Below are 15,574 nucleotides of genomic sequence, written 5' to 3' on the forward strand. Positions count from 1 at the left end.
TTGGAGGCGGACAGAATTGAAACTAGATGAATTTTTTGTCACCGGTGATCCGTTGATCTATGGAGCTGATGTCTCAATCATCTTATCCATGATTGGAGTTGTCTTCGTTTTAACTAAATATAAAAAATGGGGATGGCTCTGGAAGGAATGGCTCACCACTGTTGACCATAAAAAATTAGGCATTATGTACATTCTTTCAGCTGTACTTATGTTATTCAGGGGTGGAGTCGATGCACTTTTAATGCGTGCACAGCTAACTATGCCTGAAACTGAATTTTTGGATTCCACACACTATAACGAAATTTTCACAACACATGGAACCATCATGATCATTTTCATGGCTATGCCATTTTTAATTGGACTTATGAACGTGGTTGTACCATTACAAATTGGAGCACGAGACGTTGCTTATCCATTCTTGAATGCGGTAAGTTTTTGGACATTCTTTATGGGTGCCATGCTCTTTAATATTTCCTTCGTTATCGGAGGCTCACCTGGAGCGGGGTGGACATCTTACGTACCCCTAGCAGGAAATGAGCTGAGTCCTGGACCAGGGCAAAACTATTACTTACTAGGTCTGCAGGTGGCCGGAATAGGTACGTTATTAACGGGGATAAATTTCCTTGTTACGATACTAAAAATGCGTGCACCTGGTATGACGTTAATGCGTATGCCTATGTTCACGTGGTCGAGTGCGATCACTTGTATCATTATCATTTTCGCATTCCCCGTGTTAACAGTAGCACTAGCACTAATGACGTTAGACCGCATTTTTGGAACACATTTCTTCACAATGGTAGATGGCGGAATGCCGATGCTTTGGGCGAATTTGTTCTGGTTATGGGGTCACCCTGAAGTGTATATTGTTATTCTACCAGCCTTTGGTATATTCTCAGAGGTTATCTCGACGTTTTCACGAAAAAATCTCTTTGGCTATAAAGCTATGGTTTATTCCATGGTTATCATTGCAGCACTGAGTTTCGTTGTATGGGTTCACCACTTCTTTACCATGGGTGCTGATGCAAGTGTTAACTCATTCTTCTCCGTTACAACAATGGCGATATCCATACCAACGGGTGTTAAAGTCTTTAACTGGCTCTTTACGATGTATAAAGGACGGATCAAGATTAACACAGCCATGCTTTGGTCGTTAGCCTTTATTCCGAACTTTGTTATCGGTGGTGTAACAGGGGTAATGCTTGCTATGGCAGCAGCAGACTATCAGTATCACAATACCTACTTCCTTGTAGCACACTTCCACTATGTGTTGATTTCAGGAACAGTATTCGCTTGTTTCTCAGGGCTATATTACTGGTATCCTAAATTATTTAATCACAAATTAAATGAAACATTAGGAAAGTGGAGTTTCTGGTTATTCATGATCGGATTCAACGTATGTTTCTTCCCTATGTATTTCTTAGGGTTCGCAGGTATGCCGCGTCGTGTTCACACCTACGCAGAAGGTTCTGGATGGTTCGAACTGAACGCTGTGGCTTCAGTCGGTGGCGTCATGATGGGGATCGGCTTTGTCATTCTAGTTTATAACATCTATTACTCTATTCGTTACGAGCCTAGATTGACTACAGGTGACCCATGGGATGCACGTAACCTAGAATGGGCAACACCTTCACCAGTTCCGTACTACAACTTTGCAAAAATTCCGGAGGTTCGTGGGTTAGATGAATTCTGGCGTATGAAGAAAGAGGGTAAGAAAGATCTTGATCTTAAGAAAGACAAGCTTGAACCGATTCATATGCCTGACTACTCAGGAGTTCCGGTGATTATGTCCACATTTTTATTTATTTCAGGTTTCGGCCTTGTATTTGAATGGATATGGATGGGGGTTGCTGGGGCTATAGGCGTTGTTATTACGATGATCATGCGTTCCTTTGACCCTGACGAAGGCTATCACGTTGAAGTAGAAGAAATAAAAGAAATTGAAGAACATGTTCGTAGAGAGGAGGCGTAAGACATGGGACACACAGAAACAATTGATCCAAACAAGCCATTAGAATATCAAACAGAAAAAAGTCGATTAAACATTCTTGGTTTCTGGATTTTTCTTGGAGCTGAAGTTGCACTTTTTGCGACATTATTTGCAACGTATTTTGTGCTGACCGGGAGACTTGCTGATGGACCAGGTCCCGGTGAATTATTTGAAATCAAAGGTGTCTTGATTGAAACGTTTATCCTTTTAACGAGTAGTTTTACTTGTGGAATTGCAATTCATGAAATGAGACGAGGAAGTAAAAAAGGATTAATGATCTGGTTCGGCCTTACGCTTCTTCTAGGGTTAGGCTTTCTATACTTTGAGATAGAAGAGTTTATCCATTATGTACATGAAGGTGCTACAATCCAAACAAGTGCATATTGGTCATCCTTCTTCACATTACTTGGTACACACGGAGCTCACGTTTCTTTAGGTATCGGGTGGATGATTATGATTTTGATACAAGTTGCACGTCATGGCTTAAATACGACAACAACAAGAAAAGCCTTTATCATTTCTTTATATTGGCACTTTCTTGATGTTGTTTGGATCTTTATCTTTACAGGCGTGTACTTGATGGGGATGGTGATGTAATATGGCAGGAAACAATCACAATAAATTTCCTTGGAATCACGTATTAGGATTTATCTTTTCAATTGTCTTAACGTTATTAGCTGTATGGGCTGCTTTATATTCAAGCCTATCCATAACAGCGATCGTATGGACAATCGTTACCTTGGCCCTTCTTCAAGCTGCTGTACAATTATTTATGTTCATGCACATTGGTGAAGGGGAAGGGAAAGCACAAAAAGGCACGATTTATTTCAGTGCTTTCATCGCAGTTGTAATCGTAGCCGGATCCATTTGGGTTATGAACGCAATGATGCACTCTATGATGTAAGTTAAAAAGAGCTTGGAGAATCATCCAAGCTCTTTTTTTTATGTGTGATTTATTGCTTTAAAACCCACTTATGTGGAAAACTTGATATCGAGATAAGTTGAGAGGAGTCCGTTGCTTCTGTGAGGAGTAAGGGGTTCGTTGAAACGCCAATACTCCTGCGGAAGACCAGCTGAGCCACCTCATACGCTACGCTCCTTGCGGGGTCTCATCTGCCCTTTCTACCGCGGGAGTTTGTCGTTTCCCTCACCCCTTTGCTGATATGGAAGTTAACGGACCCATGGCTGAGATCATTTTATCTCTTACTTAAGGAAACTGTATTTTAGCTCTACATATAAGGCTTTAGATCACTTTGGCAACGGAACCTCTCTACGCTTTATTCCATATTACTGCCATAATACTGAGTAAAAACAAACTTTTCTAAACCACAAACATAATCCTTCCAACTCCATAATAAAAATAACCGAGCCTAAATTAGCTCGGTTATTTTCTTAAGTAATTTTATGAAGTTCGACTGACAGCTTTGGACATATCATCTAATTTGCCACGCATTTTTGAATCATTAACTAATCCAACAATCAGAGCTGCATGAGCATAAAGAATGTTTATGACAAGTAGGGAGAGTGATAATGCGTATATGATAGGGTTCACTGTTAAGCCTCCGATTTCAATAATCAAAAAGCTCCACATTCCTACGATCAGTGGCAGTTGAATGACGGCCATTTTTCGGTATTCAATCCATAGAAAAAGTGGGGTGAATGTTGCAAATAGCGCATAAACCATCAATACATCCATATCAAACACTCCTTAATGTTTGTGACAAATTTGTGAACAGTTTCTTAATACCTACTATATCAGTATCAAATAACAATGAAAACCCTTACATAAAAATTTTGTTAATAATTGAAAAAGCAAAAGACTTGTTCAAAGATTCATAGGTTCGTATACTCAAGGTACAGAAAAGTTTGTGAAGTATGTCACAAAAGTGTCATGATCTTCAGCACACAAAATGACTCACAGCGTTTATACTGTACACATAGTGGATATAGGACAAAGTATGAATACAATGATATGAAATGAATTTACTAGATAAATATAAGGGGGTTGCGGGTATGATGGAATTTGATAGTGTCATCATGAGTCGAATGTTGACCTCATTAACGCTAGCATTTCACATAATTTTCGCTACAGTCGGTGTAGGAATTCCGGTTATGGTGTCCATAGCAGAATTCATTGGTATTAAAAAGAAAGATGCCCACTACACATTGCTAGCTCGACGCTGGACGAGAGGATTTGTCATTACCGTTGCGGTTGGTGTTGTAACCGGAACTGCAATTGGTCTGCAATTATCCTTATTATGGCCGAGCTTTATGCAGGTCGCAGGAAATGTGATCAGCTTACCATTATTCTTAGAAACATTCGCGTTTTTCTTTGAAGCTATTTTCTTAGGCGCTTATTTATATACTTGGGATCGATTTAAAAACCCTATTTATCACTGGTTACTATCGATTCCTGTTGTAATTGGGTCAAGCATGTCTGCCTTTTTCATCACAACTGTAAATGCATTTATGAATACACCTCAAGGGTTTGAGCTAGAGGGAAGAACGATCACATCGATTGATCCGCTTGCAGCTATGTTTAACCCTGCGACACCAACGAAGGTGTTTCATGTGATTTCATCAAGTTATTTAACTTCAGCTGCGATTCTAGCAGCGATCACAGCTTTTTATATTATAAAGAAAAAAGCAACACCTTATCACAAGAAAGCTTTAAAACTAACAATGATGGCTACGTTCATTTTTGCTGTTACAACGGCAGTAGCAGGGGACTTATCAGCTAAATTCCTTGCTAAAGAACAACCTGAAAAACTAGCTGCTGCTGAATGGCACTTTGAAACAGAAAAGGGAGCAGATCTTATCCTCTTTGGAACATTGAATGAAGAGAATGAAGTAGAAAATGCCATTCGCATACCAAATGCATTAAGCTTTCTTGCGCATGGATCATTCGATAGTGAGGTGACAGGTTTAGATAAAATTGAGGAAGATGTTACACCGCCATTATGGATTCACTATATGTTTGATCTCATGGTGATGCTTGGAATGTATGCGATGGGTGTCTCATTCCTGTATATTGTGCTTTCTAAGTTGAAAAGATGGAATGAAAATAATAAATGGTTATTGTGGCTAATCGTCCTTAATGGACCTTTTGCAATGCTTGCTATTGAATTTGGTTGGATCTTTGCGGAAGTTGGTCGCCAACCATGGATCCTAAGAGGTTATATGAAAGTAGCAGAAGGGGCAACAACATCTCCTCATGTGGACTGGATGTTCCTATTGTTCCTAGGGCTATATATTTTACTAGGCGTATTTTGTGTGACTGTTCTACGTAAGTTATTCCGTAACAATCCAGTAGAGTTAGAGCTTGAACAACGTTATCCGAACATCTCGAATAGAGGTGATGATGAATGAGTTATGAATTGATCGGAATAACCGTCCTATGGATTTTCCTATATGGATATTTAATTGTAGCATCGATAGATTTTGGAGCAGGATTCTTTGCTTACTATGCTAAAATAACCAAACAGGATCATATCATTAATAAGCTAATCTCTAGGTATCTATCACCTGTTTGGGAAGTAACCAACGTGTTTTTCGTATTTTTCTTCGTAGGTTTAGTTGGGTTCTTTCCGGATGCTGCGTATTACTATGGGCAAACGCTACTGATACCAGGAAGTATAGCCATCGTTTTACTGGCGATCCGTGGTTCCTTCTATGCGTTCGAAAACTATGGATCGAAAAAAAGTTCAACCTATATGTTTTTGTATGGGGCAACAGGGTTGTTAATTCCAGCTTCACTTTCAACAGCCCTCACCATTTCTGAAGGGGGCTTTATTGAAGAATCGAATGGTCAGGTCCGTCTGTTAACCCAAGAGCTTCTTACAAGCCCTTATTCTTGGAGTGTAGTATTCCTTGCGATCGTTTCAGTGTTATTTATCTCAGCTGCATTTTTAACGTTTTACGCAAATCGTGCTAATGATAAGCCAGCCTTAGAACTAATGAGAAAGTATACATTGTTCTGGAGTTCACCAACGATCATAGCTTCGTTAACAACGTTCATTGCTATGAGTCAGCATAACCAACGTCATTTCGAAAACATGCTTGATTTATGGTGGATGTTTGGCTTGTCTGTAGCGTTTTTCTTAGGAGCTCTACTCTTCATTTATCAGCAGAAACGTTATGGTTTAGCCTTTATAATGGTGATGTTCCAGTTCTTCTTTGCCTTCTTTGGGTATGGAGCAGGGCATCTACCTTACTTGCTAGATCCATTCATTACAATTGAGAGCAGTGTAGTGAACGATACAATGGGCTTGGCATTAGTGATCGCATTTATTGCAGGATTATTCTTGTTAATCCCATCTCTGATTTTACTCATGCGCATGTTCCTTTTTGATGCGGATTATGTAAAAGGTAAGAAATAAACGAGAGAAGGAAACTTTGGGGTCTTTTGCCCAGGTTTCCTTTTTCTTTTTGTATATGATAGACTTATGAAAGTAATTGTGAAAGATGGGGGATCGTGGTATGAAGAAAGAATATGCCGTTATTGGGCTAGGTCGTTTTGGCGGTTCGATTTGTAAAGAGTTGAGTCGCGAAGGTATGGAAGTACTAGCCATCGATGTTGATGAAGATAAAGTAAATGAATATAAAGATATTGCTTCTCACGCTGTTATTGCAGATTCTACTGATGAGAGTGTGTTAAAAGAACTTGGAATACGTAATATTGACCACGTAATCGTTGCCATCGGGGACAACATTCAAGCGAGTATTCTAAGCACGCTTATGCTTAAAGAACTTGGTATTAAGAAAATCACAGTTAAGGCACAAAACGATTACCATGAAAAAGTATTAAATAAAATCGGTGCTGACCAAGTTGTTCACCCAGAACGAGATATGGGGAAGAGAATCGCTCACAATATTATTTCAAACAACGTATTGGATTACTTAGAGCTTTCTGATGATCACTCTGTGGTTGAGGTGAAAGCAGGGGAGAAGATGATCGGCAAAACGTTAGTTGACTTGGATATCCGCGCACGTTATGGCTGTAACGTAGTAGCTATAAAGCGTGATAGAGAAATTAACGTATCGCCAATGGCTACAGAAACCATCGTAGAAGGTGACATTCTGATTATTATTGGTGAGGACAAAGACATATCTCGTTTTGAGAAGCATTTAGTTGTTGAAGATGATGATTAAATCACTTACGCTTAGCTCTTTATAGGGCTAGGCGTTTTTATTTGATAAGCTTTTTATTCAGTATTATGGCAGTTATCTTGAATAAGCTGGTGCGGGATGGTTCCGTTACTTTTATGCAGAGCGGCGGGCTGTGGAACGGGTTGCTTTCCTGCGGACGAAGCGCCGAGCCTCCTCATTCGCAAGCTCACTGCGGGGTCTCGTCACTCCGTTCTTCCGCTGGAGTCAACCCGTTCCACAGCCCACCTTAGCCGAATGGTGATTAACGGAACCGCAGCTGATAATGAGAGGAAATGCTTGCGGACATTTGTTCCGTTATTTTGAACTTTTAAGGCATTTCGAGAGTCGTTACGGACATATGGTACCTTATTTGTGACAAATTGGTCTTTTTCCAGCAACGGACCTCCACCTCACTAGTTATCTCGATTTCAGGTCTTCAAGATAAGGGGGCTTTAATAGAAGAATCTCATTCCAAGGTTTCTTATTCAGTCTATTAGGTTATACATATAAAAGACCACATATGGTAGATGAAAGGATTGATGCTTGTGTTTGAAAAGAGAACAGGTGAGATTCTAACGGACCTGCTTATCGAGTGGGGCGTTGATCATATGTATGGAATGCCTGGGGATTCGATAAATGAGCTTATGAGTGATTTACGTAAACGAGAAGAAGAGCTACCATTTTATCAAGTTCGTCATGAGGAAGTAGGGGCTCTATCGGCAGCCTCTTATGCGAAATTAACTGGAAAGGCAGGTGTGTGTCTATCAATTGGAGGTCCAGGTGCTGTGCATCTTCTTAATGGTCTTTATGATGCCAAAGGGGATAGCGTACCTGTATTAGCGATAGTTGGGCAAGTACCTAGTGAATCAGTAGGAACAGGTGCTTTCCAAGAGATTAACCTTGAGCGAATGTTTGATGATGTAGCTGTTTATAACAAAAGAGCGCAGAGTGCTGAACAATTGCCTGACTTATTAAATCAAGCTCTGCGTGCAGCCTATACACACAAAGGGGTGTCTGTTCTTATCATCCCTGATGACCTATCAGCGATTAAACAAAAATATGATAAAAAACTTACGCTACCTGGTTACTCTAAACCTGATGTTTTTCCAGCAGGTTCATCCTTACAAAAAGCAAGAAAAGCAATTGAAAATGCTAATAAACCAGTAATCTTAGCTGGTAAAGGAGCAGCTCATGCGCAAGATGAACTGATTCAATTTGCTGAGACCATAAAATCACCAATTATATTATCCTTATTGGCTAAAGGGATTATACCCGATAATCATCCCTATTGTTTAGGGCAACATGGTCAAATAGGTACAAAGCCTGCGTATAACGCTGTTAAAGAAGCAGATTTACTGTTATTGATCGGAACATCATTCCCGTATCGTGACTTTTTGCCAAAGGATACCCAAGCTATTCAAATTGATCGAGAGCCAAGTCGAATTGGTAATCACTATCCTGTATCCATAGGTCTTGCTGGAGATTCCAAAGATACGCTTGAGTGGTTAATAAATAACCTATCAGAGAACCGAAATGAAGAGCACTTACAAAAGTATCAAGAACAAATGAAAGAATGGCGCGTTAATATGCAGCTCCAAAAAAAGGATGAGACGAACCCAATTGTAGGCCCTCAAGTCATGTATGCGTTAGAAAAGGTGATCGATAAAGATGCGGTTATCTCAAGTGATGTAGGGAATGTGACAGTATGGATGACGAGGTTCCTACCACTCATCCATCAAAAGATGATTATCTCAGGCTGGCTAGCTACTATGGGATGTGGTTTACCTGGGGCTCTAGCTGGACAAGTTGCTTACCCAGACAAACAAGTTGTTGCAATTTGTGGAGATGGTGGTTTTGCCATGGTCATGCAAGACTTTGTAACAGCTGTAAAGTATAAGCTACCGATAAAGGTAATCATTTTAAACAATAGTAAGATAGGCATGATCCAGTATGAACAAGAAGCGATGGGACATCTTCATTACAAAACAGAATTGGGTGAAATGAATTTTGCTCAATTTGCTGAAAGTTGTGGAGGAGAAGGATATCGTGTGAATAGAAAAGAAGACCTAGAAGACTCATTTAAAAAGGCCTTTTTATCAGATAAACCAGCGATTATAGATGTAGCAATTGAGGACCAAGCACCTCTTCCTGGCAAGATCGGATATGAACAAGCGGTGAATTATAGTGAATACCTTATTAAGGAATTCTTTGAAAAAGGAAAAATTGATCCACCGCCGATGAAAACTGGAATAAAGCGTCTATTCTAAAAAAAGTGCATAATAAAAATCCCATGTCGTAACGACATGGGATTTTTGTATAGGAAGGAGAAACGTATCTTACACTTCCATAATGATTGGCAGAATCATTGGTTTGCGCTTTGTTTTTTCATAAAGGAAAGGAGCAATGGTGTCAGTGATTTCATTTTTAATCTCAGACCATTGAGTTGTGCGGCGTTCCATGACTTTGTCTAGATGTTTTGCCACAATTTTTTGTGCTTCGTTGATCAGGTCTTCTGATTCGCGCATATAAACGAACCCACGGGAAATGATGTCTGGACCGGCAGCAATTTTGAACTCTTTCATGTTAATGCTAACAACGACCATTACAAGGCCTTCTTCGGAAAGAATGCGACGATCTCGTAAAACAATGTTTCCAATGTCACCGACTCCACTTCCGTCTACATAAACAGAGCCAGAAGGTATTTTACCAGCGATCATTGCATTATCTTTACCGAGGGCTAGAACGTCACCGTTGTCCATGATAAAGCAGTTACTTGGATCCATTTCAATATCTTGAGCTAATTGAGTATGCATTTTTAACATACGGTATTCACCGTGTATTGGCATAAAGTACTTCGGTTGGATTAAGCGAAGCATCAGCTTCTGCTCTTGCTGGCCACCGTGACCAGATGTGTGGATATCATTTAGAGATCCGTGAATCACTTCTGCGCCAGCGCGATATAGCATGTTGATCACTCGACTTACGCTCACTGTATTACCCGGAATTGGGGAAGATGAGAATACAACCGTATCACCAGGCATAATCTGGATTTGACGGTGAGTACCATTTGCAATACGGGAAAGGGCAGCCATAGGCTCTCCTTGAGACCCAGTACATAGAATGGTTACTTCATGACTCGGTAAACGGTTAATTTGAGAATGATCAATAAACGTATCTTTTGGAGCGTTGATATAACCAAGCTCCAAACCAATATTAATAGATGCTTCCATACTACGTCCAAAAACGGCTACTTTTCGACCATGTTGCACTGAGGCTTCTACGACTTGTTGAAGCCTATGGATGTTTGATGCAAATGTAGCAAAGATAACGCGTCCTTTAACTTTGCCGAAAATGTCATTTATACTTTCGCCTACGCGTCGTTCTGACATCGTAAACTCAGGTATTTCACTGTTTGTACTATCTGAAAGGAGGCAAAGTACGCCTTCCTTACCGATTTCAGCCATCTTTTGAAGGTTTGCTGGTTCTCCAACAGGCGTGAAATCAAATTTGAAATCTCCAGTATGAACTACATTTCCTGGAGGGGTTTTTACAACGATACCGAAGGAGTCAGGAATACTGTGTGTTGTACGGAAGAAAGACACAGATGTTTTACGGAATTTCACGACTTCATCCTCTTCAATGGAATGAAGTTTTGCATTTCGTAAAAGGCCGTGCTCTTCCAGTTTATTTCGAATAAGTCCGATTGCTAATTTCCCACCATAAATTGGAATGTTCATCTCTCTTAAAAGATAAGGAATTCCGCCGATATGGTCTTCGTGTCCATGAGTAATAAATAAGCCTTTGATTTTATCTTGGTTTTGCACTAAATAGGTGTAATCTGGAATTACGTAATCAATTCCCAGTAATTCATCTTCTGGGAACTTAATACCGGCATCGATTAGGATGATTTCATCCTGGAATTGTACACCGTACGTATTCTTTCCAATTTCCCCTAGACCGCCGAGTGCAAATACAGCAGTCTGATCATTTTTTACGAATTTCATCTGTTAAATACTCTCCACTTGGAAATCTTCAGATTGTTTTTCGTATTCTAGATGATCTCCATCTAAGGCTTGAATATACTCAATGTTTAACTTGCGATCGGCTAATTTTTTACGAATTTCACGTTCTGTTTCGGCTTCGATATATAAACTTGTTGTCCGTTCACGAACAGGTACTTCTTCTGACCTCTCCTGATAAAGTACTTTAAATATCATGGGTAGATCTCTCCTAACTTGCTAATAATTTCCGTATTCTTGTCCTGCATCCAATAATAGCACGTTTTTGTTTAGTATGGTAATAATACTTCTTACTTATCCAAGAGAAGGTATGTTCAAACGATGTTAACCAAATTTATGCATACGATTTTCGACTCAAGATATCTTTCCAACGATTTTTAAGCTTTTTCTTCAAACGTTTTAACATTATGTCAAACATCTCCTTCCCTTATACGAAGAAAAGCTATAAAAAACGAACTGCCGACCATTTCCCTCTTATCTCTAGTATAGTATCTTTTGGGCAAGAAATGAATAGATAGGTAATAGAGAATTCATATTTTTTTCATGTTGTTTAGATAAATAAGCTATTTTTAAACATTTTGCCCACTATTATATAAGTGCATTCAGAATAGAAATTGTAATAATTTCTAAAAGTTATTGCGTAAATAAATATCTTCACTTTACAGTATAGAAAGAGGTAGAAGGGAGATAGCATTGTGAAGAAACTATATAGTGGTCTAATTGCTTTATCGTGTATATGGGGAACATCCTTTTTATTTATTAAAATTTTGGTTGATACTTTATCTGTATGGGAGGTTGTCTTTTGGAGGTGCCTATTTGGTGCAGTTGTTTTATGGGGGATTTACATTTGGAAAGAAAAAATCCAGTTATCTTCCTTACCATGGGGGAAACTTGCCTTAATCGGTTTGACGAACAATGCCATTCCTTGGGGGATGATAGCGTTAAGTGAAACCGTCATCTCATCTAGCCTGGCATCTGTACTCAATGCAACTACCCCCATTTTTACAGCTATTATAGGTTTACTATTTTTCTCACGTCGTTTGAAAGGTCTGCAGTGGGTAGGCATCCTACTTGGATTTATAGGTATATTTATTTTGTCAGATGTAAGTGGAAACCAATTTACTTCAAATACATTTATCGGAGTAGGGACTATGTTAGTTGCAACCCTTTGCTATGGTTTCTCTTCTCAATTTACTAAGAAAAAATTAACTCACGTTTCTTCTGTTGCACTAGCGGCTGTGACATTAACTTTTGCATCATTTTATAGCCTTTTCTTTGCTATGGTTCGTGGTACAATGAATTGGTCAGCCATTCTAAAGCCAGAAGTATTTGGTTCTTTTATTGGCCTTGGAGCCTTTGGTTCAGGCATTGCGATCTTTTTGTTGTATTTTTTAATTCAAGAAGGTACAGCCGAATTTGCAATGACCGTAACCTATTTAGTGCCCATTACAGCTATAATATGGGGAGCCCTATTCCTACAAGAATCCATAACAATGAATATGTTGGTTGGACTCCTATTTGTATTTTCAGGCGTCTATTTATCAGGGGAGAAGAAAAAGAGAAAGCGAGGCATACAACATGACAAAACCTATCGTGTTTCTTGATATTGATGGAACTATACTAGATCATGAAAAAGAAATTCCTCAAGATTCGAGAGAAGCAATTCAAAAGTTAAAAGACAATGGTGTACACGTTGCGATTGCAACAGGACGTGCGCCTTTTATGTTTGAAGATTTACGTAAAGAGTTAGACATACACTCCTATATTAGTTTCAATGGACAATATGTCGTGTTTGAAGATGAGGTGGTTTATGAAAATCCTTTATCTAAAGACGATTTAGACCATTTATTTAATAAGGCTCAGGGGATAGGACATCCTATGGTTTTCTTGAACCATAAAGGTATGAGAGCAACAGAAAAAGATTATGGTCACATACGTGAAAGTCTAGGTAGCTTAAAGTTTGATCACCCTGAGATCGATTCCAACTTTTATAAACAGAACTCTATATACCAGGCACTTCTATTTTGTGAGAGTCATGAGGAAGAGCAATATCACAAATCCTATGATACGATGCATTTCTTACGTTGGCATGAATATTCGATGGATGTCTTGCCTATGGGAGGGTCGAAAGCAATCGGAATCCAAAAGTTTATTGAACGTGTTGGAATCCCTCACGAACGCACGTATGCATTTGGTGACGGCCTAAACGATCGTGAAATGCTTCAGTATGTAGCAAATGGTGTTGCGATGGGGAATGCTTCCGATGAAGTGAAAAAGCTTGCAAAACATGTTACGAAAGATGTAAGTGAAGATGGTCTTTCTCATGGGTTTAGACTAGTAGGTTTATTAGAAAAGTAATATATGATAAAGGAGCCTAGTTTTAGGCTTCTTTTTTTTGCACTTTAAGAAGTTTAACTATTGTAAAGGTTTAAAGTATAAGAAAAGACATCGGTTTCGCCATTTTTGGCGATAACCGTGTTTTTCTAAAACAAAAAGCGTATGAACTTGAACAAGTCCATACGCTTTAGACACATTTCTTTTATTGATCAGCTGGTTTTGCGTTTTCTGGTTCTTGAAATGGGTTATCTACATTAATATGATCATAAAACATAATGCCGTTTAAATGATCGATTTCATGTTGTAATACAATTGCTGCAAATCCTTTAACACGGAGTTTCACTTCGTTGCCTTCAAGGTCTGTCGCTTTTACAGTGATACGCGCATAACGAGGAACATAACCAGGTACATCACGGTCAACAGATAAGCACCCTTCACCTGACGTTAAGTATGTTTTCTCCACGGAGTGGCTTACGATTCTTGGATTGACTAGACCATAGCTGTAAAACTTGTCATTAAAGTCGGTAAAATGAACAGCAAGCATACGTTTAGAAATGTTAATCTGAGGAGCTGCTATTCCAACTCCTGGTCTAAGGTTATATTTTTCAGCCATTTCATCATCTTGGGAGTTTTCTAAGTATTGGAGCATTTGCTCTAATGTGTCGTGATCTTCTTCGCTAAGGGGGAGGGGTACTTCATCGGCCACTTCACGTAAAACAGGGTGACCTTCACGAACGACATCATCCATAGTAATCATATTTACACAATCCTTTCTTATATCATTACAACTATACCTTATATATATGATAGGTATTTGGTAAAATTTCTTATTAAATCATAATCAATAGTTTAACACAAACGGATTCGTTTAGGGAATATATCACAAATGTGAAGAAATGATTCTAAATGGTAATCTTTCGTGATATAAATAGAATATAAACAAAAAATAGTAAGGTTATGACAAGTACAGAAATTATTGACATCTAAAAAGACATATCAAACAATACAAAAAGACACGTGTCATGGGCTTTGATATGTTATACTATGGAACATAATTAATGATTAATAATGGTTGAATAACCATAAGGAGGAAATAGACATTGCGCTTAGGGAAAATTTTAGTAGTCATTCTTGCATCAACGTTACTCCTTGCGGCATGTAACAATGGGCCAACCGCTGCTGAAAAAATGTACGATCACTTAGAAAAAGCCGTAACACTTGAAGATGCTTTCAAAGATCAACAGGATCCATTAGTACAGTTGGAACAAGAAGAGAAAAAGCTTTACGACCAAATTATTGATTTAGGTATGAAAGACTTCGAAAAGATCAAAAAGTTATCGAAGCAAGCACTAGACTTAATTGAACAGCGTAAGCAAAAACTAGAGGTTGAGAAAGATAGTATTGAATCTGCTAAAGAAGAATTTGATAAGATTAAGCCACTAACTGAGGACTTAGAAAGTGAAGAGGCTAAAAAGAAAGCAGAAAAAATGATAGAAGTTTTTGATAAACGTTATCAAGCTTATCAGGAATTATATAATGCTTATCAGGATGCAATGAAGTTAGACAAAGAGTTGTATCAGATGCTACAGGATAAAGAATTAACTGAAGAAAAACTGAAAGCACAAATTGATAAGATTAACAAAAGTTATGAAAAAGTGATTAAAGCGAATTCTACATTTAATAAATACACCAAAGAATACAATGATCTAAAAAGAGCATTTTATGATGCTGCTGAATTAGATGTTGAATACGATGAGCAGAATCAAAAAGATGAAACAGAAAATCAAAAAGAAGATCAAAACGGCTAAAAGCTGTCCAGTTAGGACAGCTTTTTTATTTTGCACGTTAAGAATGTATAAAATTTTAGCTAAGAAGCAAATCGACGTAGTGAAAATTTTGGAAGAATGAAGTATAAGTCAAGGCTAAGCCTCTGTCTGCGCCTTAAAAGGCTTGCCAATCGGCAAGTTTTCTTTATCTAAAAATAATTATTACAGTTTCAATAATGTATTGATACAGTTTTCGTTTGTTTTATGAAGGGTGGATAGTACTTGTAGGAAAAAGAAAATAATATTGCTAGTGTACA

The 15,574-nt window shown here is 38.5% G+C and carries 14 protein-coding genes; 10 read left to right on the forward strand and 4 right to left on the reverse strand.

Annotation, left to right across the window (positions count from 1 at the left end; translation table 11 throughout):
* Positions 1-16: 16 nt before the first annotated feature.
* Genes qoxB through qoxD form a run of 3 tightly spaced genes read left to right on the forward strand, consistent with a single transcriptional unit; the run spans position 17 to position 2,891 of the window.
* The gene (gene qoxB / locus H514_RS0107865) at positions 17-1,969 is read left to right on the forward strand and encodes a cytochrome aa3 quinol oxidase subunit I (RefSeq protein ID WP_027446463.1); all 1,953 of its coding nucleotides are present in this window, start codon (positions 17-19) and stop codon (positions 1,967-1,969) included.
* A gap of 3 nt (positions 1,970-1,972) precedes the next feature.
* Positions 1,973-2,584, forward strand: a complete 612-nt coding sequence (qoxC, locus tag H514_RS0107870; RefSeq protein ID WP_027446464.1) for a cytochrome aa3 quinol oxidase subunit III — start codon at positions 1,973-1,975, stop codon at positions 2,582-2,584.
* A 1-nt stretch (position 2,585) separates the two neighbouring features.
* Complete coding sequence (gene qoxD, locus H514_RS0107875) at positions 2,586-2,891, forward strand: cytochrome aa3 quinol oxidase subunit IV (RefSeq protein WP_027446465.1); 306 nt, start codon at positions 2,586-2,588, stop codon at positions 2,889-2,891.
* A 498-nt stretch (positions 2,892-3,389) separates the two neighbouring features.
* On the opposite strand, the gene H514_RS22770 is transcribed toward qoxD, so the two are convergent.
* Entirely contained in the window at positions 3,390-3,683 is a 294-nt protein-coding gene (locus H514_RS22770; protein WP_051255082.1) for a spore morphogenesis/germination protein YwcE, read from the reverse strand.
* Between the two features lie 317 nt (positions 3,684-4,000).
* Between H514_RS22770 and H514_RS0107885 the strand changes: the two genes are divergently transcribed.
* The 4 genes from H514_RS0107885 to H514_RS0107905 all read left to right on the forward strand — a co-directional run bounded on the left by H514_RS0107885 (position 4,001) and on the right by H514_RS0107905 (position 9,402).
* Positions 4,001-5,356, forward strand: a complete 1,356-nt coding sequence (locus H514_RS0107885; protein WP_027446466.1) for a cytochrome ubiquinol oxidase subunit I — start codon at positions 4,001-4,003, stop codon at positions 5,354-5,356.
* The gene (locus H514_RS0107890) at positions 5,353-6,366 is read left to right on the forward strand and encodes a cytochrome d ubiquinol oxidase subunit II (RefSeq protein ID WP_027446467.1); all 1,014 of its coding nucleotides are present in this window, start codon (positions 5,353-5,355) and stop codon (positions 6,364-6,366) included. The genes H514_RS0107885 and H514_RS0107890 overlap by 4 nt, the downstream gene beginning before the upstream one ends.
* Before the next feature lie 100 nt (positions 6,367-6,466).
* A complete protein-coding gene (locus H514_RS0107895; RefSeq protein WP_027446468.1) occupies positions 6,467-7,138 on the forward strand; it encodes a potassium channel family protein in 672 nt (223 codons plus the stop codon).
* A gap of 542 nt (positions 7,139-7,680) precedes the next feature.
* Positions 7,681-9,402 (forward strand): pyruvate oxidase, encoded by a 1,722-nt coding sequence (locus H514_RS0107905; protein WP_027446470.1) that lies wholly within the window; start codon positions 7,681-7,683, stop codon positions 9,400-9,402.
* A 69-nt stretch (positions 9,403-9,471) separates the two neighbouring features.
* Here the strand turns inward: H514_RS0107905 and rnjA are convergent, their stop codons facing one another.
* Complete coding sequence (gene rnjA, locus H514_RS0107910; protein WP_027446471.1) at positions 9,472-11,139, reverse strand: ribonuclease J1; 1,668 nt, start codon at positions 11,137-11,139, stop codon at positions 9,472-9,474.
* A gap of 3 nt (positions 11,140-11,142) precedes the next feature.
* Positions 11,143-11,352 carry a DNA-dependent RNA polymerase subunit epsilon gene (locus H514_RS0107915; protein ID WP_027446472.1) on the reverse strand — a complete coding sequence of 70 codons (210 nt, stop codon included), beginning with the start codon at positions 11,350-11,352 and terminating at the stop codon, positions 11,143-11,145.
* 497 nt (positions 11,353-11,849) lie between these two features.
* On the opposite strand from H514_RS0107915, the gene H514_RS22775 reads away from it, so the two are divergent.
* Complete coding sequence (locus tag H514_RS22775; protein ID WP_051255083.1) at positions 11,850-12,758, forward strand: DMT family transporter; 909 nt, start codon at positions 11,850-11,852, stop codon at positions 12,756-12,758.
* On the forward strand, positions 12,733-13,512 hold the full coding sequence (locus H514_RS0107925; protein ID WP_027446473.1) for a Cof-type HAD-IIB family hydrolase: 780 nt from the start codon (positions 12,733-12,735) through the stop codon (positions 13,510-13,512). The genes H514_RS22775 and H514_RS0107925 overlap by 26 nt, the downstream gene beginning before the upstream one ends.
* A gap of 181 nt (positions 13,513-13,693) precedes the next feature.
* On the opposite strand, the gene def is transcribed toward H514_RS0107925, so the two are convergent.
* Positions 13,694-14,248 carry a peptide deformylase gene (def, locus tag H514_RS0107930; RefSeq protein ID WP_027446474.1) on the reverse strand — a complete coding sequence of 185 codons (555 nt, stop codon included), beginning with the start codon at positions 14,246-14,248 and terminating at the stop codon, positions 13,694-13,696.
* 343 nt (positions 14,249-14,591) lie between these two features.
* Here def and H514_RS0107935 point away from each other — a divergent pair, with 343 nt between their 5' ends.
* Positions 14,592-15,299: a YkyA family protein gene (locus tag H514_RS0107935; RefSeq protein WP_027446475.1), complete on the forward strand. Its 708-nt coding sequence runs from the start codon at positions 14,592-14,594 to the stop codon at positions 15,297-15,299.
* Positions 15,300-15,574 lie beyond the last annotated feature (275 nt).

The sequence above is a fragment of the Pontibacillus marinus BH030004 = DSM 16465 genome, from assembly GCF_000425225.1.
Classification (GTDB): Bacteria; Bacillota; Bacilli; order Bacillales; family BH030062; genus Pontibacillus; species Pontibacillus marinus.

Excerpts from the sequence above, each read along its gene's own strand:
- qoxC (WP_027446464.1), top strand. The coding sequence starts at position 1,973 with ATGGGACACACAGAAACAATTGATCCAAACAAGCCATTAGAATATCAA.
- qoxD (WP_027446465.1), top strand. The coding sequence starts at position 2,586 with ATGGCAGGAAACAATCACAATAAATTTCCTTGGAATCACGTATTAGGA.
- H514_RS22770 (WP_051255082.1), bottom strand. The coding sequence starts at position 3,683 with ATGGATGTATTGATGGTTTATGCGCTATTTGCAACATTCACCCCACTT.
- H514_RS0107885 (WP_027446466.1), top strand. The coding sequence starts at position 4,001 with ATGATGGAATTTGATAGTGTCATCATGAGTCGAATGTTGACCTCATTA.
- H514_RS0107890 (WP_027446467.1), top strand. The coding sequence starts at position 5,353 with ATGAGTTATGAATTGATCGGAATAACCGTCCTATGGATTTTCCTATAT.
- H514_RS0107895 (WP_027446468.1), top strand. The coding sequence starts at position 6,467 with ATGAAGAAAGAATATGCCGTTATTGGGCTAGGTCGTTTTGGCGGTTCG.
- rnjA (WP_027446471.1), bottom strand. The coding sequence starts at position 11,139 with ATGAAATTCGTAAAAAATGATCAGACTGCTGTATTTGCACTCGGCGGT.
- H514_RS0107915 (WP_027446472.1), bottom strand. The coding sequence starts at position 11,352 with ATGATATTTAAAGTACTTTATCAGGAGAGGTCAGAAGAAGTACCTGTT.
- H514_RS0107925 (WP_027446473.1), top strand. The coding sequence starts at position 12,733 with ATGACAAAACCTATCGTGTTTCTTGATATTGATGGAACTATACTAGAT.
- def (WP_027446474.1), bottom strand. The coding sequence starts at position 14,248 with ATGATTACTATGGATGATGTCGTTCGTGAAGGTCACCCTGTTTTACGT.